This is a genomic window from Pseudomonas sp. GM84, assembly GCF_000282535.1.
Classification (GTDB): domain Bacteria; phylum Pseudomonadota; class Gammaproteobacteria; order Pseudomonadales; family Pseudomonadaceae; genus Aquipseudomonas.
In genome coordinates, this window is record NZ_AKJC01000023.1 from 1 (window position 1) to 23,311 (window position 23,311).

Consider the following 23,311-nt stretch of genomic DNA (forward strand, 5'->3'; position numbering starts at 1 on the left):
TTGACCGTTATCGTCGTAGCGGTAGCGCACCAGTGTTTCAACCGCACTGTCTGCCACCACGCGCTTCACATCGGTCAGACGACCAAGTGGGTTGTCATAGTGCAAATGCACACGCACTCCACCGGGTGCAGTGACATCTGCAAGTCGGCCATCGGCACTGTGCGTGAAATGCAGGTAGTGACCTAATGCGTTTTCCAGGCGCAATAAAGGCGCGCGGGTATTGTCGTTCGGCACCTCGCCGAAATAGAAGAAGGTGTTGTCCAGCGTTTGCAGGAGGTAGTGCCCACCCGCGGTACGTACCAGGTGGATGCGCTCGTGGGCGTTGTAGATGCTCTCCCCTGGCTCCAGATCGATGAACGGAACTGTGCGGCCCTGGTTATCGGTGTGATAGACGAAGCCACCACTGCGTCTGAGGCTCTGCTCCCAGGGCAATATCCAGCCTTGGCCAAGTACGCTGTCAACCGTCAGGTCGCTGGCGTAAAAGCGTGACCATTCAATCGGCATCAGGCCCGGCAGCACGAAGTCGGTTTCATCGCCGAGCAGCTTGCGCCCATTGGTCATATCAACCGGGTTGCCAATGAAGCCGCCAATGGCACGTTCAACGGCGGGGCCGATGATGAATCGGCCAGCAAGATAGCTAGCCGCAATCGTCGCGCCTGTGCGCAAAGCGCACGGGCCCGCGGCCTTGAGGCCCGCTTGCACCCCCAAGCGGTAAACCGAAGCGACTGACCGTCCCATCGATGCGACCACCATCAGGACATCGACGGTTACGCGTAGCCATTGCGGCACTTCGTCATCCACTGGCAGGTAGCGAGTGGTACCGCCGCCAATGAATACGTTGTTCGATCCACCGGAAATCTTCGCGCCGCAGGTGAGTTTGTCACCTTTGCGCGAAGCGGCCACACCGTTGATGAATACGTTGGACGAGCCTTCTGCTACCAGCACTGGCGGTGGGTGCTTGTCGCATTTAGTGGTGCTCAGTTGAGCATGGGCGGCGTTACGCCGGTTGATGAACACGTTCGTGGAGCAGCCATCACGCTCGATCTGCCCCGCAGGTGAACTGAAGGATGAGCCGAACTTTTCGCCAAGCATCGGCACCATGCTTGCGCCCAAACCAACAACCGCGCCTAGCAGGATCCCACCCAGGCCACCCGTGCAAATAAAGAAGGCGCCCGCAGCGGCGATCGCCAACCCGATCACTGCCCCGGCAAGGAAACCGGCCAGGGCGCCGGTGTGCTCGATCTCATCACCCCAACGCGCAGCTTCGAACATGGGGATCAGTCCTGATCGGCGTTAGCGGAGGTTTCTGCATCACGCTGACGCGGCTCGAAGCTGTTCAACAGCTGCAACCAGCTCTCGTTCTGTTTGCCGCTGAAGTCAGCCTGGCTTGTCGTGGAAAAGACCAGGATGCGCCCTGGGGCGATCTCGAAAGCGGCCTGACGCTGATACACCGGCCGACCGTCGTTAAGGTAGTAGGCATCGACTTGAATACCCGCCAACGGCGCGCTGGCGGAGAGTTGTGCGGGCTTTTTGTCCAGCAGGGTATAGCCGCGAAGTTTCGCGGCAATCAATTTGATCTGGCGGGCGATGTACGCCTTGAGGTCTTCGGCCGGCAACAAGTTGTCGCGCGAGACGGTGATATTCAGAGGCGCTGGAATGCTGTCACCCAGGATGAACATGTTGACCGTGCGATCCTGGAAGCCTTCCGGCAAGTTGATAGATCCTTCCTGCAGTTGGTAGTCCATTGAACTTCTATTCCATGAAGTAGTGAAAAGGATTTGCGCGTTACTGCGCGGTCATGCCAGCGAGCATGGCGTCGAATGCGATCAGCCAATCGGCGAGTGGCGATTTGTCTGGGTCGATCACCGTAGAGATGTCCAACCTCTGGCGCTCATTGCCATCGGTAGAAACGATGATCGCGCACACGACGCGCCCATGACGGCGTTCCTGGTCAACGTTGAATTGGTAGTCAAGGGTAATTGCCCGATGACCAGCCAATACCGATTCGGACTGACGCACCACCGTGATGTCCACATGGCGCTCACGCAACTTCTGGGTAAACAGCTCGACCGCATTGCTCAACTCAAGATCCTCTGGCGCAACGCGCATACGTGCGCCAAAGGAAACATGGCAACCGGCGAATTCCAGGGTGGTCTCGATATCGCGAAATACGAAGCCTTGGGGCATGAGCAGGTTCAAGCCGGCAATGCGAAGCGCATTCTGCTCTGCGTCCAGTGCCAGCACAGGGGCTGGCGTAGGCACTTCGGCGGCGATGCGTTGCTGCTCCGCTTCTTGCCGGGCAAGCGCCTCAGCGGCCTCTCGCTTTTGGGAAATTCTGTCGTAGATGCTGGGTCTGTACATCTGCATGCACCTTATTCGTTGATATCAACGCGATCACCTTTGACAAAGGTGTTCTTGCCAAGAATGTCGATTTTTTTGGCTTCGATGGTGATGCCTTTTGGCGTGAGGGTGATCTTGCTGCCCCCCACCTCAAGCAGAATGCTTTCCTTGGCACTCATCTGGATGAATTTCCGGTCTACCTTCAGGGTGTAACTGCCCTCCTGGACATTCACCACGGTATCTTTCTTGATGACCTCGGCGTGCGTACCGCCCACCTTGATCGACCGGTTGTTCCCCACCTGATGGCTCTCATCCAGCTCGATCTCGGTATCCATGTTGCGCTCGGCATGCATGATGATCTGCTCGGCGCCGGCCTTGTCTTCGAAGCGGAAGAAGTTGGCAGTCCCGCCGTCGCCCTTCATCGACCGGGTCAGGAAGCCACTCTGGGTCTTGTTCGCCGGCAACGCCCAGGGCGGGGTGTTGGCACTGTTGTAAAGGCTGCCCATGATCAGCGGCCGGTCGGGGTTGCCCTCGAGGAACACCACCACCACTTCATCGCCAACACGGGGGATCTGGATACTGCCAAAACCACCACTGGCACCGGACTGCGCCACACGTACCCAGCACGAACTGCTGTCGTTGAACTGGCCCTGGCGGTCCCAATGGAACTGCACTTTCACCCGGCCCAGTTCGTCAGTGAAGATTTCCTCGCCTGGCGGGCCGACGACGATGGCCGTCTGCGGGCCGGTAATGATCGGTCTGGGCGAACTCAGTTGGGGGCGGAACGCGATTTTCTTGCGCACGCAGGTGAAAGCATTGAAATAGCGGGCCTGCTGGCCGCCGAGGTAGTTGTTGTAGCCTTCGCAGCTCACCTGCATCAGCAGGAACTCGCGCTGGTCCACAGGGCCAGCCTGGTGGCCTGGGTGCTGCAGCAGTTCGAAACTGTACCCCGGGCGCATCGCCCGGCAATTGCTGGCGCCCTCGAACCGCTTGCCGGCCAGCTCCAGGCCCTCGACGCGCAAGCGCAGCAACGCTTCGCCTTCGTCCGGGGTGCTGTGGGTGTATTGCCCGGGATCGTACACTTCGAAGCGCGGCACTGCGCCCTGCTGATTGAGACTGTGCAGGGTCACCGGCAGGCGATTGCGCGGCTGGCGGTAGTCGAAGGTCTGCGCGGCCATCCGGCCGGGCTGCATCTGGCGGCAAGCGCGCCATTGGGTGATCGAGTCGGCGGTCTCGGTGACGGCAGCACTGTGGAAGCGAATCTGCCCTTGCTCCGGGAGTACATCGAGCTCGGTGGAGTCATCGCAGATGATCAGCGTGTGGCCTTCGGCGCTGTGCTCGAAGTAGTAGAAAAGCCCCGCCTCCTCCAGCAGGCGCTGGACGAAGTTGAGGTCGGTTTCGCGGTACTGGGTGAGGTAAGTGTGGCGCTTCTGCGGGCGGTTCAGGCGCATGGCATAGGTGGCATAACCCGGGTACTGGGCGAAGACTTCGGCGAGCACCTCATCGACCGAGCGGTTCTGGAAGATGCGTGTATCGGTTCGCTGCCCGAGCAGCGTCAGCCAGGGGTTCAAGGTCGCGCGGTAGCGCTCCAGCGCGCCGTCGCTGCCCAGGCTGGCGAAGTGCGTGAGGTAGCCGTTGATGAACCGCGGGGCGGTATCGACCAGTTCGATCTCGATGCTGACCTGCTGACCCAGCATCGACTTGAGCGGCATCTGCGGCGTGTCGCAGATCAGTTGCAGTTCGTAGGTGAACGGCTGGGACAGCCCGTCGGCACCTGTGAAGCTTTCCAGCAGCAGCGGCTGGTCGGGGTCGTTTAGGTGGTGGAACTTGAACAGTCGACGATGCTGCGACGACAGCCGCTCGACCAGGTCAATGATCATTGCGCTCTCTCCTTGTCGGCACGATTGGCATGCTCGTGCGTTGAAAGGGCGCAGGTTAGGTCGATGGGAAATGGCAGCCAATGAACCTGACGTTTAGAAAACAACGGCTATTTGTAGGATGAGGCCTACATGCAATTTCATCGTTTCTGAGAGCAATGTTCAGCCTGCTGAGGGCGTGCTTGCGGTGAAACGGAATGCGAGGCAGCAATGGCGCAGGTTTCAGGCATGGCGCGGCCTGGCAAGGGCTTCGCCCTTGATCGCGGGCAAGCCCGCTCCTACAGGGGTTCGGTTGAATCGGCCAGTTACAAAATTGCTGAAGAAGGGCATCACCACCCTGGGTTGGGTTACCATACGCGCCTTCGCGAAGCCCATCCTTCAAGCCAAGCCCTGCGCTTGCCTGACTCGACACCAACAGGTCATCCATGCGTCTGTTTCACACCTCCGACTGGCACCTGGGCCAAAGCCTGCACGGCCAGGAACGCGACTTCGAACACGCCTGCTTCCTCGACTGGCTGCTCGGCCAGCTGCACCTGCGCCAGCCGGATGCGCTGCTGATCGCGGGCGATATCTTCGACACGGTCAACCCACCGGTCAAAGCCCAGGAGCGGCTCTACGACTTCATCGTCCAGGCCCACGAGCAGCAGCCGAAACTGGACATCGTGATGATCGCCGGCAACCACGACTCCGGCTCGCGCATCGAGCTGCCCGCCGCACTCATGCGTCGCCTGCGCACCCATGCGCTGGGCCGGGTGCACTGGCTCGACGAAGGCCAGCTGGATGCCGAGCGCCTGCTGATCCCGCTGACCAATGGCCGTGGCAAGGTCGCCGCCTGGTGCCTGGCCCTGCCCTTCCTGCGCCCAGCCGAAGTCACCGGCCCGCAGTTGGGCGACGACTACCTGCAAGGCATCACCCAGGTGCACCAGCAGCTGATCGCCGCCGCGCAGAAGAAACGCAAGAAGGACCAGGCGCTGATCGCCATCAGCCATGCGCACATGGCCGGGGGCGCGGTGTCCGAGGACTCCGAGCGCAGCCTGATCATCGGCAACGCCGAAGCCTTGCCGGCCAAGTTGTTCGACAAGGACATCAGCTACGTTGCCCTGGGCCACTTGCACAAGCCGCAGAAGGTCAACCGCGAAGCCCGCATCCGCTACAGCGGCTCGCCGATCCCGCTGTCGTTCGCCGAAATCAACTACCCGCACCAGGTGCTGGAAGTCGAACTGCAGGGCAGCGAACTGCTCAGCGTCGAACCACGCCCTGTGCCACGCGCCGTGGCCCTGCAACGCCTGGGGCCTGCGCCGTTGGGCGAGCTGCTCACCGCACTTGCCGAGCTGCCGGTCATTGACCTGCTGGAAGACCCCAACCGGCAACCCTGGCTGGAAGTGCGCGTGCAACTGGACGAGCCGCAACCGGACCTGCGCCAGCAGATCGAGGGTGCCCTGCACGGCAAGGCGGTGCGGCTGGTGCGCATCAGCGCCGAATATGCCGGCAGTGGCGGTCAGGATGACGATGACCTGGCCTTCGTCGAGCTGTCACAGATGACCCCGCAGGATCTGTTCAGCCGCGCCTGGGAGCAGGCCTATGGCAACCCCGTCGACGAGCAGGCCCTGGCCGACTTCGCCCTGCTGCTGCAGGACGTCCAGCTGGAAGAGGAACAGCCATGAAGATTCTCGCCATCCGCCTGAAGAACCTGGCATCGCTGGCCGGCCCGGTAGACATCGACTTCACCGCCGAACCCCTGGCCAGTGCCGGCCTGTTCGCCATCACCGGACCCACCGGGGCCGGCAAGAGCACCTTGCTCGACGCCTTGTGCCTGGCCCTGTTCGGTACCGTGCCGCGACTCAATGACATCGGTCGTGAAGCCAAGGTGCCCGACGCCGACGGCGACATTCCCACCTCCGACCCGCGCAACCTGCTGCGCCGTGGCACCGGCAGCGGCTTTGCCGAAGTCGACTTCGTCGGCATCGACGGCCACCGCTACCGTGCGCGCTGGGAAGCCAATCGCGCCCGCGACAAGGCCAGCGGCAAGCTGCAGAACAGCCGCCAGAGCCTCTACGACCTGGACAGCGAACAGCTGCTGGGCAGCGGCAAGAACGAATACAAGCAACTGATCGAAGCCCGCCTGGGCCTGAACTTCGAGCAGTTCACCCGCGCGGTGATGCTGGCGCAAAGCGAATTCGGCGCTTTCCTCAAGGCCGACGACAAAGAGCGCAGCGAGCTGCTGGAAAAGCTCACCAACACCGCCATCTACACCCGCCTCGGCCAGCGCGCCTTCAGCAAGGCACGGGAAACCGCCGAGGCGCACAAAGCGCTCAATGACCGTGCCAGCCACCTGCTGCCGATGGCCGCCGAAGCCCGCGCGGAGCTCGACCAGCGCCTGGAACAGGCGCAGCAGCAGTTCAAGGCCGACCAGGCTGGCGAGCGCCAGCTGGAACAGCAACGCAAGTGGCTCGATGAACAGCGCCAGCTGCAGGCCCAACACGCCGAAGCCGGCACGGGCCTGCAGGCTGCCGAGCACAACTGGCAACAACTGGCCGAACAGCGCCTCGACCTGCAACGCCTGGAGCGCCTGGCGCCACAGCGCCACCAGTTCCACCGCCAGCAGATGCTCGATGCGCAGCTGGCCCCCCTGGCCGCGACCCTCACCGAACAGCAACGCCAGCAAGCCGAACTGCACGTGCGCACCGGCGAGCTGGAACAGGCGCTGGATGCGGCACGCCAGGCCCTGGCACAACACCAGGCACAGCACAGCGAGGATGCACCGCGCCTGCGTCAAGCCTTTGCCGGCCAGGACAGCCTGGCTCGCCTGGAGCAAGAGCAGCTGGCTCAGCGCAGCGCCAGCGAGCAGGCCGACCAAGCGCTCGCCGAAGGCCAGCAGCAACTGCAGCAACTGGAAGAACACCAGCAGCGCAGCCTGCAGCAACTGGCGCAGATCGACACAGCCCTGGCCGACAGCCAGCACCTGGAGGGTCTGGCCAATGCCTGGCAGGCCTACCTGCCGCAACTCAAGCAGGTGATGCTCACCGGCGGGCGCCTGGCCAAGGGTCGCGAAGAGCTGCCCGGCCTGCAGGCCCGGGTCAGCCAGGCCAACGCACAGTTGCAGGCCGAGCGCGACGCCTTCGACCTGTTGTTCCAGGAAGCCGGGGCCGAACCCCAGGCGCTGGCGGAGCAGATCGACCTGCTCGGCGGCATGCTGCAGGACAACCGTAAACAACAGCGCGCCGTCGAGGAGCTGTCGCGCTTGCATAGCCGCGAACTGGAACTGCGCCAGCAGCTCGATGCACTGCGCGAGCGCCAGCAGCAGGCCATGCAGCAACGCCAGCAGCTGATCGGCGAAGGCACGGCGGCCAAGGCGGAACTGGAAGCGGCCGAGCAGGCGCTCACCCTCACCCGCCAACTGCTGGCGCGCCAGCGCCTGGCACGCAACACCAGCGTCGAGGAACTGCGCGGTCAGCTGCGAGACGGCGAGCCGTGCCCGGTCTGCGGCAGCGCCGAGCATCCGTTCCACCAGCCTGAAGCGCTGCTGCAGAGCCTGGGCCGCCACGACCAGGCCGAAGAGGAAGCCGCGCAGAAGCAGGTCGATGCCCTCAACGACAAGCTGGTGGACTTGCGCACCCGACTGGGCGTGGTCAATGCCCAGCTCAAGGATTACCAACAACAACAGGCCCAGCTGGGCGAGCTGTTGCAGCCGCTGCAGGCCCTGGTCCAGGCCCACAGCCTGTGGCCAGCCCTTGCGCCCCAGGATGACAAGGCCCGCAGCGCCTGGCTCGACAGCCAGCTGCGCCGGCTCAACGATGAAATCAACCAGGACGAGAAGCGTCAAAGCGCCCTGCTCACCCTGCAAAAGGAATCCGCCCGCCTCAACCAGCAGCTGCAGGCGGCGCAGCAGGCCCAGCAGCAGGCGCAGCACCAGCTGGATCACCAGCATCAGGCCCTGGCCAACGATGAACAGCAACTGCAGCAAGGGCTGGACGACCTTGCCAGCGTCCTGCCACAGGAAGTGCTCAAGGCCCTGAGCGACGACCCGGCCCACGCCTTCCTCGCCCTCGACCAGCAGATCGCCCAGCGTTTGCAGCATCTGGAGCAACGCAAGGACGAGCAGCACGAGCAGCAGGCGCGCCAAGTGCAACTGGACAAGCTGCGCGACCAGCAGCAGGTGCGCCTGCAGTCGCAACAGCAACTGCAGCACAAGCTCGCCGCGCTGGACGAACAGCGTCAGCAGGCGCGAGCGTCCCTCGACCAACTGCTCGGCCAACACGCCAGCGCCGAAGCCTGGCAGCAGCATATGGACGCGCAGCTGGAACAGGCCCGCGCGCTCGACGCCGACACCGCCCAGCGCCTGCAGGACCTGCGCACCCAAGGCGTGCAACTGGCCAGCGAACTCAAGGCCAATGCCCAGCAGCAGCAGGCGCTGGCCAGTGAATGCCAGCAGTTGCAGGGCGACATCGCCCAGTGGCGCGCGGCGCACCCGGAACTGGACGATGCCGGCCTGGACCGTCTGCTGGCCGTGGACGATGCCCAGCTCAACGCGCTGCGCCAGTGCCAGCAAGGTGCCGAACGGGCCATCGAACAAGGCCGCGTGCTGCTGCAGGAGCGCGAGCAGCGCCTGCAGCAGCACAGCGCACAGATGACCGTGGAAACCTCGGCCGAAGCCCTGGAGCAGGCCCTGGGCGAATTGCGCGAGCGCCTGGCCGGTCACGAACAGCAATGCGCCGAACTGCGCGCCCAGCAGGCCGACGACCAGCGCCGGCAACAGGCGCACCAGGCCCTTGCAGGCGAGATCGAGCAGGCGTACCAGCAATGGCAGCGCTGGGCACGCCTCAATGCCCTGATCGGCTCGGCCTCCGGCGATGTTTTCCGCAAGATCGCCCAGGGCTACAACCTCGACCTGCTGCTGCACCACGCCAACGCCCAGTTGCGCCAGCTGGCACGCCGCTACCGCCTCAAGCGCGGCGGCAGTGCCCTGGGTCTGCTGGTATTGGACACCGAAATGGGTGACGAACTGCGTTCGGTGCATTCGTTGTCCGGTGGCGAGACCTTCCTGGTTTCGCTGGCCCTGGCCCTTGGCCTGGCGTCGATGGCATCGAGCACGCTGCGGATCGAATCGCTGTTTATCGACGAAGGTTTCGGCAGCCTAGACCCCGAGTCGCTGCAACTGGCCATGGATGCCCTGGACGGCCTGCAGGCGCAGGGCCGCAAGGTGGCGGTGATTTCCCACGTGCAGGAAATGCATGAGCGCATTCCGGTGCAGATCCAGGTGCGCCGTCAAGGCAATGGCTTGAGTGACGTGGAGGTGTGCGGGTGATTCTCTACTCGTTCCGCCGCTGCCCGTGGGCCATGCGCGCGCGCTTGGCCCTGCGCTATGCCGGCTGCGCCGTGGAAATCCGCGAAGTAACGATGAAGAACAAGCCAGCCGAGTTGCTGGCCTTGTCGCCCAAGGGTACGGTGCCGGTGCTCGACACCGGTCACGGGGTGCTGGAAGAGAGCCTGGACATCATGCGCTGGGCGCTTGAACAGCACGACCCGCAGGACTGGCGCCTGCAGGCCGACCCCGCCGCCGCGCAGCAGGCCGACGCGTTGATTGCCCGCAACGACAGCGCGTTCAAGGTACAGGTGAATCTGTACAAGTATGCCGAGCGCTACCCTGAGCATTCACGGGAACATTATCGCCAGCAGGCCGAGCCTTGGCTGGCGACCCTGGAACACCTGCTCGAAGGCCGGTCGTACCTGCTGGCCAAGCATCCGAGCCTGGCCGATGCCGCCTTGCTGCCCCTGATGCGCCAGTTTGCCGGGGTCGAACCGCAGTGGTTCGCCGAGGCGGCTTATCCGCGCGTGCGGAGCTGGCTGGAGGGGTGGTTGGCGTCCGAGCTGCTCAGGACGGTGATGGCCCGATAGCGATCGGTGTTGCACGGTCCCTGTGGGAGCGGGCTTGCCCCGCGAACCAGGGCAAAGCCCTGGCCATACACCGCGGTGCCTTCTTCGCGGGACAAGCCCGCTCCCACAGGCTCAGTGGTTGTGCTTGCCACTCAACGCCGCATGGTAATGGGCGCTCTGGCGCAGGTACTGTTCGGTGTAGCTGTGAGTACTGGACGCCTTGGGGCTGTTGTCGGCATGGGCGTGGGCCGGCAGCACCACGGAGGCGGAAATGGCGGATGCGGCGATGACCGGGAAGAGATTGAAGTTCATCTGGGCTGACCTCGACTGCGGTGGATTGACGGTAGCCCGTGTGGGCCTTGAGCCAAACTTACGCCGCTGAGGTCGCCTGCAGAAATTCATTGCGCTGGTAGGGATTATCACGCGTATCGATAGTCACTCGATAAACTTCAGGTCCGATGGCGCCTCCTGCGACATCGTCTGTACCGTCTTACCCAGCTTCCCACTACGCGGATCGCGGCGCATGACCACGATCTGGTTGCTCTTCTGGTTGGCCACCAGCAGGAAATTGTCACTCGGGTCCAGGGCAAATTCACGGGGGTGATCGCCCTCCACCGAGCGGCGCTGCAGGAACGCCAGCCGGCCATCGTCCTTGCCCACGCCGAACACCACGATCTCGTTGGCCGTACCGCGATTGCTGACGTACAGGAAGCGCCCATCCGCCGACAGGTGCAGCCCGCCGGCCGCCTTGGCTGCAGCCTCCTGCTGATCGGTCAGGGGCAAGCGCTGGCGTTCGAGCAAGGCATCGTCCTGGACATCGAACATGACCACCTCGGCACTCATTTCCAGGGTCAGGTAGGCGTGCCGCCCCTTGGCATCGAACAGCAGATGGCGCGGGCCGCTGCCGGGCGGCAGGTCTACCGCGGCCGGAATCGCCGGGGTGAGCGGCTCTTTCGGGCTGGCGCCGTCGTAACGGTAGATGAAGACCTTGTCGGCCCCCAGGTCACAGGCATACACGTGCAAGCCATCGGGCGACAGCACCAGCGAATGCACATGGGCACCGGCCTGGCGCTCGGGGTTCACACCACTGGGCTTGTGCCGCACTTGCTGCACCACGTCCTTGAGCTTGCCGTCCTTGGCCACCGGGATCACCACCAGGCTGCCTCCAGGATCAGGGGCGACAGCGTAATTGGCGACGAACAGGTAGCGCTGGTCGCGACTGAGGCTGGCGTGGGTCGGTTCGTCGCCGCGCGTGGCCACCTGGTTGAGCGGCTTGATCTCACCTTTGCTGCTGACGCTGAAACTGCTGGCGTGGCCCTGCACCGTTTCGTTGACCGCGAACAGTTGTCGCTGATCGGCGGAGAGCACCAGCCACGACGGGCTGACACTCTTCACCACTTGCAACGGCTGGGGGGTGATCTGCCCGCTCTTGCTGTCGAACGCGTAGCGGTAGATGCCCTGGCTGGCGCCGTCGGTGTAACTGCCGACCAACAGCGTGGCGGCATTGGCATTGAGGGTCAGGCTCATCAGGCTAGCGGTCAGCAGGCTCGTCCAGATCCGGTTCATCGTTCTCTTCATCCGGGGCGCGAAAGGCACTCATACAGACTAGACGATGCTCGCCCTGGGCATCGTTGACGACCCACTCGTCACCGGCGCCGACAGCGGTAGCGATCTGCTCGGTGGTGAAGGTCCAGCGGCGGTGCTGGCGGCCGTCCATGCATTCGACCATGAGGCCCGATTCGTCGAAGGTGAAGTCGAAGGCGTGCAGGCCGTCGATCAGGAGCATGTCGCAGGATGCGAGGGCGGTGGCGAGGGACATGGAGGTACCGAAGGTGAAGTGAGCCGGCATTATACAGTCCTATGTGGGAGCGGGCTTGCCCCGCGAACAAGGGCGGAGCCCTTGCCAGACTCCGCGGTGCCTTGTTCGCGGGACAAGCCCGCTCCCACAACGGCCTTACCACTCAATGGGCGAAGATCGAGCCCCCCTCCTTGCCCACCATCTTCTCCGGCTTGATCAGGAACCGCGCCAATGCCGGCAGCAGCCACAGCGCACCGAACATGTTCCACAGCAACATGAAGGTCAGCATCAGCCCCATGTCGGCCTGGAACTTGATCGCCGAGAAGATCCAGGTGCACACGCCAATGGCCAGGCACAGGCCGGTGAACAGCACGGCCTTGCCGGTCGAGCGCAGGGTTTCGTAGTACGCCTCCTGCAACGGCAGGCCAGCCCGCAGGAAGCTTTCCAGACGGCTGTAGATGTAGATGCCGTAGTCCACGCCGATACCCACACCCAGCGCCACCACCGGCAGGGTGGCGACCTTCACGCCGATGCCCATGAACGCCATCAGCGCATTGCCCAGTACCGAGGTCAGCACCAGCGGCAGCACGATGCACAAGGTGGCGGCGAAGGAGCGGAAGGTAATCAGGCACATCACCGCCACGCAGATGTACACCAGCACCAGGATGGTCAGCTCGGCCGACTTGATCACTTCGTTGGTGGCCGCCTCGATCCCGGCATTACCGGCCGCCAGCAGGAACTGCAGGCCTTCCTTGTTGTGGCTGTCGGCGAACGCCTGGGCCACCTGGGTGACGCGCTCCAGTGTTTCGGCCTTGTGGTCGTTGAGGAACACCAGTACCGGCGCCAGCGAGCAATCGGCGTTGTACAGGCCGTCGGCACGGGCGATGGAGTTGTTGAGGATGTCCGGGTTGCGCGACAGGGTTTCCCATTTCAGGCTGCCCTCGTTCATGCCCTTGATCACTTGCTTGGACACGGTGACCAGGGAAATCGCCGACTGCACGCCCTGGGTGTTCTCCATGGTCCACATCAGCTCGTCGATCGGCGCCATGGTCGAGTGGATCGAACAGCTCTCCGCCGGCGTCTTGACCATGATCACCAGCACGTCCGAACTGGTCGAGTAGTTGCTGATGATGAAGTTGTTGTCCTGGTTGTAGCGCGAGTCGGGGCGCAGTTCAGGCGCGCCCTGGTCGAGGTCGCCGATCTTCAGGTTCTGGCTGTACCACAGGCCACCTGCGAAGGCCACCAGGGCCAGGGCGATGGACACCGGCGCCACCTTGGCACTGGCGAAGTTCGACAGCAGGCGCCAGAACGGGTGCTCGCGGGTGGCGTCCTTCTTGCTGCGCTCCACCGCCTTCTTGCTGATGCCGACATAGGAGATCGCCACCGGCAACAGGATCAGGTTGGTGAAGACGATGACGGCCACGCCGATCGAGGCGCCGATGGCCAGTTCGCGGATCACGCCGATGTCGATGATCAGCAAGGTGATGAAGCCCACCGCGTCTGCGAGAATGGCGATCATCCCCGGCAGGAACAGCTGGCGGAAGGTGCGCCGGGCAGCGGTCAGGGCGTTGTCGGCGCCACTCGATTGCAAGGCGATGCCGTTGATCTTCTGCACCCCGTGGGAGATGCCGATGGCGAAGATCAGGAACGGCACCAGCATCGAATACGGATCCAGGCCGAAGCCCACCGCATGCATCAGGCCCAGCTGCCAGACCACCGCCACCAGGGTGGTGATGAGCACGGCGATGGTGCTGCGGATGCACCAGGTGAACCAGTACAGCAGGATCCAGGTGATGACCAGGGCCACACCGAAGAACATCGCCACCATCACCAGGCCGTCGATCAGGTCGCCAACCTTCTTGGCGAAGCCGACGATGTGGATCTTCACGTTGGGGTTCTGCGCCTGGAACTTGTCGCGGATCTGCGCTTCGAGCTGGTGGGAGAACTTCTGATAGTCGAGCTTGACCTGCTTGCCCGGGTCCTGCGGGTCGGGGAAGCTTTCCAGCAAGGGGATATCGACGATGCTGGATTTGAAGTTGTTGCCCACCAGGCGCCCGACCTGGCCGGACTTGAGCACGTTGTCGCGCAGGGTGTCGAGGCTTTCGGCCGAGCCATTGTAGGTATTGGGGATCACCTCGCCACCGGAGAAGCCCTCCTCGGTGACCTCGCTCCAGCGCACGCTGGGGCTCCACAGCGACTTGAGGCCGGCGCGGTCGACACCCGGGATGTAGAACACCTCGTCATGGATTTGCCGCAGGGTCTCCATGTAGTCCTTGTCGAAGATATCGCCGTTGACGGCCTCGACCGAGATGCGCACGGTGTTGCCCAGGTTGGCCAGGTCGTTGCGGTGCTCCATCATCTGTTCGATGAAGGGGTGCTGCAGCGGGATCATCTTCTCGAAACTGGTCGAGGGCCGGATCTGCGTGGCCTGCCAGAACAGGAAGATGCTGACCAGCAGACACAGGGCGATGACCACAGGACGGTTGTTGAAGATCAGGCGCTCAAGCAGCGTGGCCTTGTCCTGGTGGTGCGGGTGCATGGTGATGCTCTCCCTGCTGGTCATGGACGCGGCTCCTTGTCGGTTTGGTCGGCACCTTCAGCGGTGGCCAGATGTACCCCACCCTGCCCCACCAGCAGCAGGCCTCCATTGGCCAGGCCACTGGCACCGGCCAGGGCGATGCGGTCGGCGCGGTTGTAGACGCTGAAGGTCTGCCCGTCGTCCTGGCTGCGCAGCACGCTGCCGCCATTGCCGACCAATACCAGGCTGCCATCATCGAGAAGCGTAGCGCTTGCCAGGCCGAATTCGAGGGTGCCGCGCGCGGCCTTGAGCGCGATCGGCTGCCAGCTGTCGCCAAAGTCGGTGGAACGGAACAGGTTGCCGCGCAGGCCGTAGGCAAGCAGCGTGTGGGCATGGGCGGTGCCGATCACACCGAACAGCGAGCCCTCGTAGGGGCCTTCGAGCTTGGTCCAGGTCTGGCCGTTGTCGCTGGAGCGGTACATGCTGCCCTGCTCGCCAACGATGAACAGCCCGGCGTCCTTGACCACGGCAATGCCATTGAGGTGGAGCTGGTCAGGGTTGTCCAGGCGGTCGCCGACCTCCTGCCAGTGCTGGCCGCCATCGGCGGTTTCCAGCAAGGCACCATAGGCGCCGACGGCAAAGCCGTGCTGGGCGTCGAGGAAAGTGATATCGAGCAACGGTGCTTCGCGGGAGAGGTCTTCGAACTGTCTTGTCCAGGTCGCGCCGCCATCGGTGCTGACGAGGATCTGCGCATCGTGGCCGACTGCCCAGCCGCGCTTGTCGTCGAGGAAGAACACGGCAGTGAGCAGTTGACGGGTGGGCACGCGGGCTTGGGTCCAGGTCTTGCCCTGGTCGTCGGAGAACAGGATGTGGCCGCGATCACCGACCACCACCAGCCGTTGCCCGGCATGGGCGGCATCGATCAGCAGGCTCTGGCTGGCCTTGGCCGATTCGCTCGAGTACTCGTCGGCAGTGGCCGCTTGCGCGCGCTCTGCCCATATGCCCATCGCCAGCGCCAGCATCGCGCCGGCCGCCAATGGCCAGGTGCTGCGCCTGGCCTGCGTCATTACCCGCTCACTCATGACCGCCCCCAATTTGTTCTTGTTAGTGGGTCTGTGCTTTGCAGGTACTGCGAAAAGCTTGTGGTAGAGGCCTGCAAGCGCTTGGGGTCATCGTATCGGGGGAGGTTGAAACATTACAACGCACGCTGCGTTATGTTTTGTTAACCGCCAAAAAGCTTCGCGGGGCAAGCCCGCTCCCACAGGTCCATCACTGCCCATGAGAGCTGTGGTGTACCTGTGGGAGCGGGCTTGCCCCGCGAAGAGGCCGGCTCAGGCTACAAAAGACTCAAGCCAGACTTTTGCTCACAACCTCATAGACATCACTGGACAGCGCACCGGAGGCCAGAATCCGCTCCAGCTCACCCTTCATCAGCGCCTGACGCGCATCGTCATACTTGCGCCAGCGGGTCAGCGGCGCCAGTTGACGCGAAGCGATCTGCGGGTTCAGCGCATTCAGTTCGATCACCAGGTCCGCCAGGAAGCGATACCCCGTACCATCGGCGGCATGGAAGTTGACCAGGTTCTGCCCGGCAAAGGCACCGATCAATGCCCGTACCTTGTTCGGGTTCTTCAAGGTGAACGCGGGGTGCTGCATCAGCGCCTTGACCCGCGCCAGCCCGCCCGGCAAGGCACTGGCGGCCTGCACGCTGAACCACTGGTCCATGACCAGCGGGTTGTCCTTGAAGTGCTCGGCGAAGCTTTCCAGCGCCTTGGCCCGCTCGGCTTCGAACGGCGAGTTGACCAACACGGCCAGCGCCGTCAGGCGTTCGGTCATGTTGTCGCACTGGTCGAACTGCTCCAGCGTCGCTTCCAGCACCTGCGGCTTGCCGCTCTGCATCAGGTACGACAGGGCGATGTTCTGCAGGCTGCGGCGGGCAAAGTGCTCGGCTGCGGCCACGTAGGCGGTGTTGCGCGACACCTCGCGGTTGGCCTGGTAGCGCGCCCACAGGGCATCGAACAGCTGCGCGGCGATCTGCTGGCGGGCGAACTCGCGAGCCGCGTGGATGGCATCGACGTCAGCCACCTGGCTGATCTCGGTGAGGTACGCCTCGCCCGGCAGCGAGAGCATCTCGGCAACCATGGCAGCGTCCAGCGACGCGTTGGCCAGCACGGTGCCCAGGGCGGTGATCAGGCGCTGGTCGAGCTTCAGTGCTTCGCCGCGCTGGTGTTGGCCGATCAGTTCCTGCAGGACCTGCACCGACAGTTGCTGGCCGGCTTCCCAACGGTTGAAACCGTCGCTGTCGTGCTGCATGAGGAACATCAGCTGGTCGCGATCGTACGGGAAGCTCAACTTCACCGGCGCACTGAAACCGCGCAGCAACGATGGCAGCGGCTTGGCCGCGATGCCCTGGAAGGTGAAGGTTTGCTCGGCCTCGGTCACCGACAGCACGCGGCTGGTGCCGGCGGCAGCCGACTCACCCACCAGGCGCAGCGGCAGGTCGTTGCCCTGGGCATCCAGCAGGCCCAGCTCCACCGGGATCACGAACGGCTGTTTCTCGGCCTTGTCCGGGGTGGCCGGGCAGCTCTGGCGGAACGTCAGGCTGTAGGTTTGCGCGGCGCTATCATAGGCCTCGCTGACCTCCAGGCGCGGCGTGCCGGCCTGGCTGTACCAGCGCTTGAACTGGGTCAGGTCGACGCCGTTGGCGTCTTCCATGGCCTTGATGAAATCGTCGGTGGTCACCGCCTGACCATCGTGGCGCTCGAAGTACAGGTCGCTGCCCTTGCGGAAGCCTTCGGTCCCCAACAGGGTACGGACCATGCGCACCACTTCGGCGCCCTTTTCGTACACGGTCAGGGTGTAGAAGTTGGAGATCTCGATGAAGCTGTCCGGGCGCACCGGGTGCGCCATGGGGCCGGCGTCCTCGGCGAACTGGTGAGTGCGCAGGTAGGCCACGTCCTCGATCCGCTTGACCGTGCGCGAATTCATGTCGGCGCTGAACTCGGCGTCACGGAACACCGTGAAGCCTTCCTTGAGCGACAGCTGGAACCAGTCACGGCAAGTCACGCGGTTGCCCGACCAGTTGTGGAAGTACTCGTGGGCGACCACACCTTCGACCCGCTGGTGGGCGGCATCGGTGGCGGTTTCGGCACGGGCCAGCACACAGCTGGAGTTGAAGATGTTCAGGCCCTTGTTTTCCATGGCGCCCATGTTGAAGTCGTTGACCGCGACGATCATGAAGATGTCCAGGTCGTATTCACGGCCGTAGACCTCCTCGTCCCAACGCATGGACTTCTTCAGGCTGACCATGGCGTGGTCGCACTTGTCGATGTTCTCGGGCTCGACGTAGATACGCAGGGTGACGTCGCGGCCGGACTGGCGCACGAACTTGTCTTCCACGCACCAGAGGTCACCGGCCACTAGGGCGAACAGGTAGGCCGGTTTCATGAATGGGTCTTCCCAGGTCGCCCAGTGGCGGCCGTCTTCGGCCGGACCACTGCCGATCGGGTTGCCGTTCGACAACAGCACCGGGTAACGATGCTGCTCGGCGATCACCGTGGTGGTGAAGGTGCTCATCACGTCCGGGCGGTCGAGGTAATAGGTGATCTTGCGAAAGCCCTCGGCTTCGCACTGGGTGCAGAACATCTTGCCGGACTTGTACAGGCCTTCCAGCGCGGTGTTGCTCTCCGGGTGGATCTTCACGCTGGTGTCGAGGGTGAAGCGCTCGGTCCTGGGCTGCACGGTCAGGCTGTCGGCTTCGAGCTGATACTCGCCAGCGGCCAGGGCCTGGTCATCCAGCTGCACGCTCTGCAATTCCAGCTGCTGGCCGTCGAGCACCAGTGGCGGCAGGCCGGCACCGCGTGCCGGGTTGCGGCGCATGACCAGTTGCGCATGGACCAGGGTGTGGTCCTCGAACAGCTCGAAGGTCAGGTGCGTCTCGTCGATCAGGTACTCGGGCGCCTGATAGTCCTTGAGGTAGATCACTCGCGGTTGTTCGGTACGCATGTGCAGGTCCTTTTTACTGGAGCACGGCCAACTGGTAGGCCGTGTACTTGCGAATGTTGATCACGCCGGTGTCGAAGATCAGGTACTGGCCCTTGATGCCCAGCAGCGTGCCCTCCACCACCGGGTCCTTGTCGAGGTTGAAGCTGACGATCTTTTTCGGGTAGGCCTCGACCGGGTATTTCATCTCGACCACTTCGGCGTCGGGCAATGCCTGGATCGCCTGCAGGCCAAAGCGCCCTTGCAGCTCGCGCAGGCCGTCGGCGCAGGCATCGAATATCTGTTCGCGAACGGCCACCAGGTCGAGCATTTCGGCGTCGCCCTTGAGCAGGGTTCGCCAGTTGGTGCGGTCCGGCACCTGGCTGCGCAGCACGTCTTCGACCAGCCCTGACTGCTGGCGGGTGGCCACGCGCATGATCGGCAATGCCTGGCTGGCGCCCTGGTCGAGCCAGCGGGTGGGCAACTGGGTGGCGCGGGTGATGCCGACCTTGATCCCCGACGAGTTGGCCAGGTAGACCACATGGTCGGTCATGCAGAACTGTTCGCCCCAGGACGGCTCACGGCAGGTGCCGGCGTCGTAGTGGCATCGTTCCGGGGCCATGATGCAGACGTCGCACTGGGCCAGCTTGGTCATGCACGGATAGCAGTAACCCTGGCTGAAGCTGGTCTTGGTGCGCTTGCCGCAATGGGTGCAGTGGATGGCACCGAGGTACTCAAGGCGCAGGCGCTGGCCGATCAGCGGGTTGACCGGTACCTGCGTGTCATCCAGGCGGAAGCTGTACTGCACCAGCGGTGCTTCCAGGCGTACTGCCATCTTGCTCAAAGAGCCACGAGCGAGTTCGATCAATGTACCGAGTCCGACTTGAACAGAATGTTGGCGATCGGTGCGGATTTCGAAGCGCACTCCTGCGGGCCCATGTAACCGGTGCGCTGGTCTTCGGGCAGGTTTTTCATCTCCCAGGCGATCACAGCCTGCAGCGACAGCTCTTTCTGCTCGGGGGTGAGCTTGCGGCCATCGGACCATTTGCCGATTTCCACCGCCGTTTTCAGGCTTTGGTAGATTTCCGGGGTGATGTTTTCGATCATTTGCGTGAACGTGGACATAGCGTCTCCTAAATCAAGCGGACAGTTTACGCCGGGCCAGCGCCCCGCCCAAGAGGCCCGTCAGGCATCCGATGAGCAACCCGCCGACGTGGGCGGCGTTGGCGATCTGGCCGAAGCCAAGCTGGCCGACCACACCGGTCAGGCAGATGACCAGCCAGACGAGCATCATCACCAGCACGCCCTTGGGCAGGCTGAAGAAGCGGTTGGGCGCCAGCCACTGGTACAGCCAGACATGGCCGAGCAGGCCGTACAGCACGCCGGACAGGCCGCCGAACAGGCTCGGGCCACTGGTGTAGTGCTGGGCAAGGTTCGACACCAGGCTGAACAGCAGGGTCAGGCCCAGCAGCAGCCAGGGGCCCTGGCGCAGTTCGATGCGCTTGCCCAGCTCCCAGTACCACAGGCCGTTCATGGCCAGGTGCAGCACGCCGAAGTGCAGCAGCATCGGCGACACCAGGCGCCACCACTGGCCTTCGGCCAGGCCCTGGGCCAGCGGGGTGAAGTGCAGGTATTCGCCCTGCACGCGGAAGTCGAGGAAGGTGAACCAGCTGATGGTGACGAGGTTGTCGCCCAGGCTGGTGAGGCCGGCGACCACCAGGCAGAGGAACAGGGTGAAGGCGGTGACCTTGCAGGCTTTTGCCTGCTCGGTCAGGGTTGGCCCTTTCGCCGGCAAGCCGGCTCCCACAGAGGGCGCGGCGGCTTCGATGTCGGCGTTGCCATCGGGGTAGCGCTGGTAGAGCTGAAGGACATCCGCGGCAATCGTGTCCGGGGCCCAGAGCACCTGGACTTCGCCCTCTTCGCTGACCCGATGGGGCACCTGCAGGCGCTGCAGCAGATGGACGAAGCCGCTAAGGTCGACCGACAACGGCAGGCGCATCACTTCGACGATATTCATTGGTTGGCCTGCGGTCGGTCGACGTCGACCCACACGAACTTGTGCGGGTCGATCCGGGTTTCATCATCCAGCCGATAGGCCGCCAGCTTGCCGTACAGCACCGCACTGTAGTCGAGGCACGCCAGGTTGCCGCGGATCGGTGCCGGACGGCCGCTGCGCCAGTAATGGCCGACAAACAGCATCGGCTCGTCCTCGGCATAGCGTAGCAAGGCGTTCTTCTCGGTGTGGCTCAGGGGTGTGCGGGCCACATCGTCGGGCAGCGCATCGGGCTGGAAGACGATGTCGCCGTAGGTTTGCGGGTCTTCTTCCCAGAACTTGGTGCGGAAGAAGGCGCGGGTCAGGCCGTCGCCGCCGGTCAGGGTCAGACCGTCCGGCAAGCGCATGTCGGTGCCGCGCAGCAGGCGGTTGCACACGGTGGCGGCGAAGCTGCCGGACACTGCCGAGGCCTGGATGAAATGCTCGTCGATGCGCCCATCGGGGTATTGCTGGCGCAACGGTTCGATCAGGCGAGGGTCCCAGCAGGCATGCACCAGGCGGAAGCGCCCGGCGTCGACGAACAGCGGCAGGTCGTAGAACCACTGGATGAAGTCGTGCCAGTCGCCGGGGTGCTGGGCGAACTGGGTCAGGGTCTCGTCGATCAGGCGGGCATGGCGTGGCGTGTGCTCGCGCACGAAGGCCTTGCCGCTGCCGGGCAGTGCCGGGGTGACCCAGCCCAGGGCGTTGTATTCGTGGTTGCCCATGATGCAGAACGCCTGGCCGGCTTCGACCATGTCGTGGACGATGTGCAGCGCCTCGCGGATGCGCGGGCCGCGGTCGACGATGTCGCCGAGGAACAGCGCCTGGCGTCGCGGATGGCGCCACACGCCGCTGACGCGCTTGTAGCCGAGGGCGTCGAGCAACCGTTCGAGGGTCAGTGCACAGCCGTGCACGTCACCGATGATGTCGAAACTTCGCGCCGGATCGAGCATCAGTCGTCCCTGCTTCCGAGGCGGCTGCCCCAGCCGAGCTTGGTGCGGCAAACCTCATAGTAGTTGTGGTCGAGCGGGTGGATCAGGCGCAGCTTCTGCGGTTTCTTGCTCACCGTGATGGTGTCGCCGGGGGCGCAGGTGAAGTGGTTCTGGCCGTCACAGGACACTTGCGGATAGATCTGCAGGTCCTTGGACACCACGATCTTCAGCTCGCTGTTGCCATCCACCACGATCGGCCGGCCCGACAGGGTGTGCGGGTACATCGGCACGATGACGATGGCGTCGAGCTTGGGGTGCATGATCGGGCCACCGGCCGACAGCGCGTAGGCGGTCGAGCCGGTCGGGGTGGCGACGATCAGGCCGTCGGCCTTCTGGCTGCAGACGAACTGGCCGTCGATGTAGATCTCGAACTCGATCATCCGCGTCGACTTGCCCGGGTGCAGGACCACGTCGTTGAGCGCATCGCCCTGGCCGATCGCCTCGTGATGGCGGCGCACCTCGGCCTGCAGCAGGAAGCGGTTTTCCACCAGGTAGTGGCCGTCGAGCACTTCGGCGACCTTTTCTTCCAGCTCGTCGGGGCGGATATCGGTGAGGAAACCCAGGTTGCCGCGGTTGATACCCAGTACCGGGATATTGTGCCGGGCCAGGGCGCGGGCGGCGCCGAGCAGGCTGCCGTCACCGCCGACCACGATGACCAGGTCGCAGACCTCGCCCAGCAGCTTGCGCGTCGACGTCTGCAGGCCATGGCCTGGCAGGACTTCGGCAATGGTGTCCTCGAGAATCACGTGCAGGTGGCGCTCGAGGAGGAATTTTTTCAGTCGGCGAATGGTGTCGAGCACCTGGGAGCTGCCAAGGCGGCCGATGATACCGATATTGCGAAATTGCTCCATGGGGCTCCTGCGAGGCTCTGCGGCGGGGTGACGATGCCGGGATTATGGGCGAAACGACCGGCCAGCGGCAAACCGGCTATGCTCGCAGCATGATGCCTTTCGCCGAGCTGCACGCGCTGCCCCGTCAATTGCGCCGCCCTGCCGTGCGCGACCTGGCCTGGGTCCTGCTATCGCCACCGCTGCTGAGCGCCCCGCCCTGCCCCCAGCGCCATCCGCTGGCGGGCAGCGCCTGGGCGACTGATCCGCAGCGCCTGAAGGATTGGTTGCGGGTGCTGGACGCCGACGACCAGCCCCTGCGCGCGTGGCTGGCGAAACTCACCAGCCGCCGCCTGGGCCTGTACTACGAATGTCTGTGGCAATTTGCCCTGGGCCAGGCGCCGGGCATCGCGTTGCTGGCTGCCAACCTGGCGATCCGCGACCACAGCCGAACATTGGGCGAGCTGGACATCCTGCTACGCGACCGCGACGGCACCCATCACCTGGAACTGGCCATCAAACTCTACCTGGGGCCTGCCGACGGCGATGGCCGTGACTCGGCGCAGTGGCTGGGGCCCGGCTGCCATGACCGGTTGGGCAACAAGCTGGCGCATCTGGCTGGCCATCAGTTGCCGATGTCGGGTCAGGCACACAGCCGTGAGGCGCTAGCCGAGCTTGGCGTGGAGCAGGTGCAGGCGCATCTGTGGCTTGCGGGGTATCTGTTCTACCCGTGGCCTGGGCATGCTGAACCGCCTGAGGGGGCCAACCCGGAGCACCTGCGGGGGCGTTGGGTACGGCGCCGGGATTGGCCGATGAGCGCGAGCGAACGCTGGCAGCCGCTGCCACGCCAAGCCTGGCTGGCGCCGGCACGGGTCGAAGCGAATGAGTGCTGGGCGCCCCTGCAGTTCGCCGCTTGGCTGGCGGAATTGGACCCGCAGGCACCGGCGCAGATGCTGGTCAGGCTGGAGCCAGGCTCAGAGGGTGTGTGGCATGAGGTCGAGCGGGTGTTCCTGGTGTCCGACAGCTGGCCGCAATTGCCCGTTTTCAGGTGACCTGTACCGGCCCTATCGCC

General features: G+C 64.0%; 19 protein-coding genes. 4 read left to right on the forward strand and 15 right to left on the reverse strand.

Features of this window, described 5'->3' with window-relative positions; all coding sequences use genetic code 11:
* From PMI38_RS02040 to PMI38_RS02055, 4 genes are all read right to left on the reverse strand, one after another.
* Positions 1 to 1,272 (reverse strand): DUF6531 domain-containing protein (locus tag PMI38_RS02040; RefSeq protein WP_008090033.1); only part of this gene is annotated, 1,272 nt, incomplete at its 3' end.
* Between the two features lie 5 nt (positions 1,273 to 1,277).
* A complete protein-coding gene (locus tag PMI38_RS02045) occupies positions 1,278 to 1,745 on the reverse strand; it encodes a DcrB-related protein (RefSeq protein WP_008090034.1) in 468 nt (155 codons plus the stop codon).
* Between the two features lie 40 nt (positions 1,746 to 1,785).
* Positions 1,786 to 2,361, reverse strand: a complete 576-nt coding sequence (locus PMI38_RS02050; RefSeq protein WP_008090036.1) for a hypothetical protein — start codon at positions 2,359 to 2,361, stop codon at positions 1,786 to 1,788.
* A gap of 11 nt (positions 2,362 to 2,372) precedes the next feature.
* Complete coding sequence (locus PMI38_RS02055) at positions 2,373 to 4,220, reverse strand: type VI secretion system Vgr family protein (protein ID WP_008090038.1); 1,848 nt, start codon at positions 4,218 to 4,220, stop codon at positions 2,373 to 2,375.
* 422 nt (positions 4,221 to 4,642) lie between these two features.
* Here PMI38_RS02055 and PMI38_RS02060 point away from each other — a divergent pair, with 422 nt between their 5' ends.
* Genes PMI38_RS02060 through PMI38_RS02070 form a run of 3 tightly spaced genes read left to right on the forward strand, consistent with a single transcriptional unit; the run spans position 4,643 to position 10,112 of the window.
* Positions 4,643 to 5,881 (forward strand): exonuclease SbcCD subunit D C-terminal domain-containing protein, encoded by a 1,239-nt coding sequence (locus tag PMI38_RS02060; protein WP_008090040.1) that lies wholly within the window; start codon positions 4,643 to 4,645, stop codon positions 5,879 to 5,881.
* A complete protein-coding gene (locus PMI38_RS02065) occupies positions 5,878 to 9,522 on the forward strand; it encodes an AAA family ATPase (RefSeq protein WP_008090042.1) in 3,645 nt (1,214 codons plus the stop codon). The genes PMI38_RS02060 and PMI38_RS02065 overlap by 4 nt, the downstream gene beginning before the upstream one ends.
* Positions 9,519 to 10,112, forward strand: coding sequence for a glutathione S-transferase (locus PMI38_RS02070; protein ID WP_008090044.1), 594 nt, complete (start codon positions 9,519 to 9,521; stop codon positions 10,110 to 10,112). Before PMI38_RS02065 ends, PMI38_RS02070 begins: the two co-directional genes overlap by 4 nt.
* Before the next feature lie 111 nt (positions 10,113 to 10,223).
* Here the strand turns inward: PMI38_RS02070 and PMI38_RS02075 are convergent, their stop codons facing one another.
* From PMI38_RS02075 to PMI38_RS02125, 11 genes are all read right to left on the reverse strand, one after another.
* On the reverse strand, positions 10,224 to 10,403 hold the full coding sequence (locus PMI38_RS02075; protein WP_008090046.1) for a hypothetical protein: 180 nt from the start codon (positions 10,401 to 10,403) through the stop codon (positions 10,224 to 10,226).
* 123 nt (positions 10,404 to 10,526) lie between these two features.
* Positions 10,527 to 11,657 carry a lactonase family protein gene (locus PMI38_RS02080; RefSeq protein ID WP_008090047.1) on the reverse strand — a complete coding sequence of 377 codons (1,131 nt, stop codon included), beginning with the start codon at positions 11,655 to 11,657 and terminating at the stop codon, positions 10,527 to 10,529.
* Complete coding sequence (locus tag PMI38_RS02085; RefSeq protein WP_043272806.1) at positions 11,623 to 11,910, reverse strand: DUF5629 family protein; 288 nt, start codon at positions 11,908 to 11,910, stop codon at positions 11,623 to 11,625. Before PMI38_RS02085 ends, PMI38_RS02080 begins: the two co-directional genes overlap by 35 nt.
* Positions 11,911 to 12,052: 142 nt before the next feature.
* On the reverse strand, positions 12,053 to 14,428 hold the full coding sequence (locus tag PMI38_RS02090; RefSeq protein ID WP_043272808.1) for an efflux RND transporter permease subunit: 2,376 nt from the start codon (positions 14,426 to 14,428) through the stop codon (positions 12,053 to 12,055).
* A gap of 20 nt (positions 14,429 to 14,448) precedes the next feature.
* Positions 14,449 to 15,474 carry a YCF48-related protein gene (locus PMI38_RS02095; protein WP_008090053.1) on the reverse strand — a complete coding sequence of 342 codons (1,026 nt, stop codon included), beginning with the start codon at positions 15,472 to 15,474 and terminating at the stop codon, positions 14,449 to 14,451.
* A gap of 280 nt (positions 15,475 to 15,754) precedes the next feature.
* On the reverse strand, positions 15,755 to 18,412 hold the full coding sequence (gene pepN / locus PMI38_RS02100; RefSeq protein WP_008090055.1) for an aminopeptidase N: 2,658 nt from the start codon (positions 18,410 to 18,412) through the stop codon (positions 15,755 to 15,757).
* A 13-nt stretch (positions 18,413 to 18,425) separates the two neighbouring features.
* Entirely contained in the window at positions 18,426 to 19,256 is an 831-nt protein-coding gene (locus PMI38_RS02105) for a DUF2797 domain-containing protein (protein WP_008090058.1), read from the reverse strand.
* Positions 19,253 to 19,513, reverse strand: coding sequence for a YeaC family protein (locus PMI38_RS02110; protein WP_008090060.1), 261 nt, complete (start codon positions 19,511 to 19,513; stop codon positions 19,253 to 19,255). The genes PMI38_RS02105 and PMI38_RS02110 overlap by 4 nt, the downstream gene beginning before the upstream one ends.
* A 13-nt stretch (positions 19,514 to 19,526) precedes the next feature.
* On the reverse strand, positions 19,527 to 20,405 hold the full coding sequence (locus tag PMI38_RS02115; protein ID WP_008090063.1) for a rhomboid family intramembrane serine protease: 879 nt from the start codon (positions 20,403 to 20,405) through the stop codon (positions 19,527 to 19,529).
* Complete coding sequence (locus PMI38_RS02120) at positions 20,402 to 21,373, reverse strand: metallophosphoesterase (protein ID WP_008090065.1); 972 nt, start codon at positions 21,371 to 21,373, stop codon at positions 20,402 to 20,404. The genes PMI38_RS02115 and PMI38_RS02120 overlap by 4 nt, the downstream gene beginning before the upstream one ends.
* Complete coding sequence (locus tag PMI38_RS02125; protein ID WP_008090067.1) at positions 21,373 to 22,263, reverse strand: NAD(+) kinase; 891 nt, start codon at positions 22,261 to 22,263, stop codon at positions 21,373 to 21,375. Before PMI38_RS02125 ends, PMI38_RS02120 begins: the two co-directional genes overlap by 1 nt.
* Before the next feature lie 44 nt (positions 22,264 to 22,307).
* On the opposite strand from PMI38_RS02125, the gene PMI38_RS02130 reads away from it, so the two are divergent.
* Positions 22,308 to 23,291, forward strand: a complete 984-nt coding sequence (locus PMI38_RS02130; RefSeq protein ID WP_008090069.1) for a DUF1853 family protein — start codon at positions 22,308 to 22,310, stop codon at positions 23,289 to 23,291.
* Positions 23,292 to 23,311 lie beyond the last annotated feature (20 nt).

Excerpts from the sequence above, each read along its gene's own strand:
- PMI38_RS02080 (WP_008090047.1), bottom strand. The coding sequence starts at position 11,657 with ATGAACCGGATCTGGACGAGCCTGCTGACCGCTAGCCTGATGAGCCTG.
- PMI38_RS02075 (WP_008090046.1), bottom strand. The coding sequence starts at position 10,403 with ATGAACTTCAATCTCTTCCCGGTCATCGCCGCATCCGCCATTTCCGCC.
- PMI38_RS02115 (WP_008090063.1), bottom strand. The coding sequence starts at position 20,405 with ATGAATATCGTCGAAGTGATGCGCCTGCCGTTGTCGGTCGACCTTAGC.
- PMI38_RS02095 (WP_008090053.1), bottom strand. The coding sequence starts at position 15,474 with ATGACGCAGGCCAGGCGCAGCACCTGGCCATTGGCGGCCGGCGCGATG.
- PMI38_RS02050 (WP_008090036.1), bottom strand. The coding sequence starts at position 2,361 with ATGTACAGACCCAGCATCTACGACAGAATTTCCCAAAAGCGAGAGGCC.
- pepN (WP_008090055.1), bottom strand. The coding sequence starts at position 18,412 with ATGCGTACCGAACAACCGCGAGTGATCTACCTCAAGGACTATCAGGCG.
- PMI38_RS02090 (WP_043272808.1), bottom strand. The coding sequence starts at position 14,428 with ATGCACCCGCACCACCAGGACAAGGCCACGCTGCTTGAGCGCCTGATC.
- PMI38_RS02110 (WP_008090060.1), bottom strand. The coding sequence starts at position 19,513 with ATGTCCACGTTCACGCAAATGATCGAAAACATCACCCCGGAAATCTAC.
- PMI38_RS02125 (WP_008090067.1), bottom strand. The coding sequence starts at position 22,263 with ATGGAGCAATTTCGCAATATCGGTATCATCGGCCGCCTTGGCAGCTCC.
- PMI38_RS02130 (WP_008090069.1), top strand. The coding sequence starts at position 22,308 with ATGGGCGAAACGACCGGCCAGCGGCAAACCGGCTATGCTCGCAGCATG.
- PMI38_RS02045 (WP_008090034.1), bottom strand. The coding sequence starts at position 1,745 with ATGGACTACCAACTGCAGGAAGGATCTATCAACTTGCCGGAAGGCTTC.
- PMI38_RS02065 (WP_008090042.1), top strand. The coding sequence starts at position 5,878 with ATGAAGATTCTCGCCATCCGCCTGAAGAACCTGGCATCGCTGGCCGGC.
- PMI38_RS02120 (WP_008090065.1), bottom strand. The coding sequence starts at position 21,373 with ATGCTCGATCCGGCGCGAAGTTTCGACATCATCGGTGACGTGCACGGC.
- PMI38_RS02085 (WP_043272806.1), bottom strand. The coding sequence starts at position 11,910 with ATGTCCCTCGCCACCGCCCTCGCATCCTGCGACATGCTCCTGATCGAC.
- PMI38_RS02060 (WP_008090040.1), top strand. The coding sequence starts at position 4,643 with ATGCGTCTGTTTCACACCTCCGACTGGCACCTGGGCCAAAGCCTGCAC.
- PMI38_RS02055 (WP_008090038.1), bottom strand. The coding sequence starts at position 4,220 with ATGATCATTGACCTGGTCGAGCGGCTGTCGTCGCAGCATCGTCGACTG.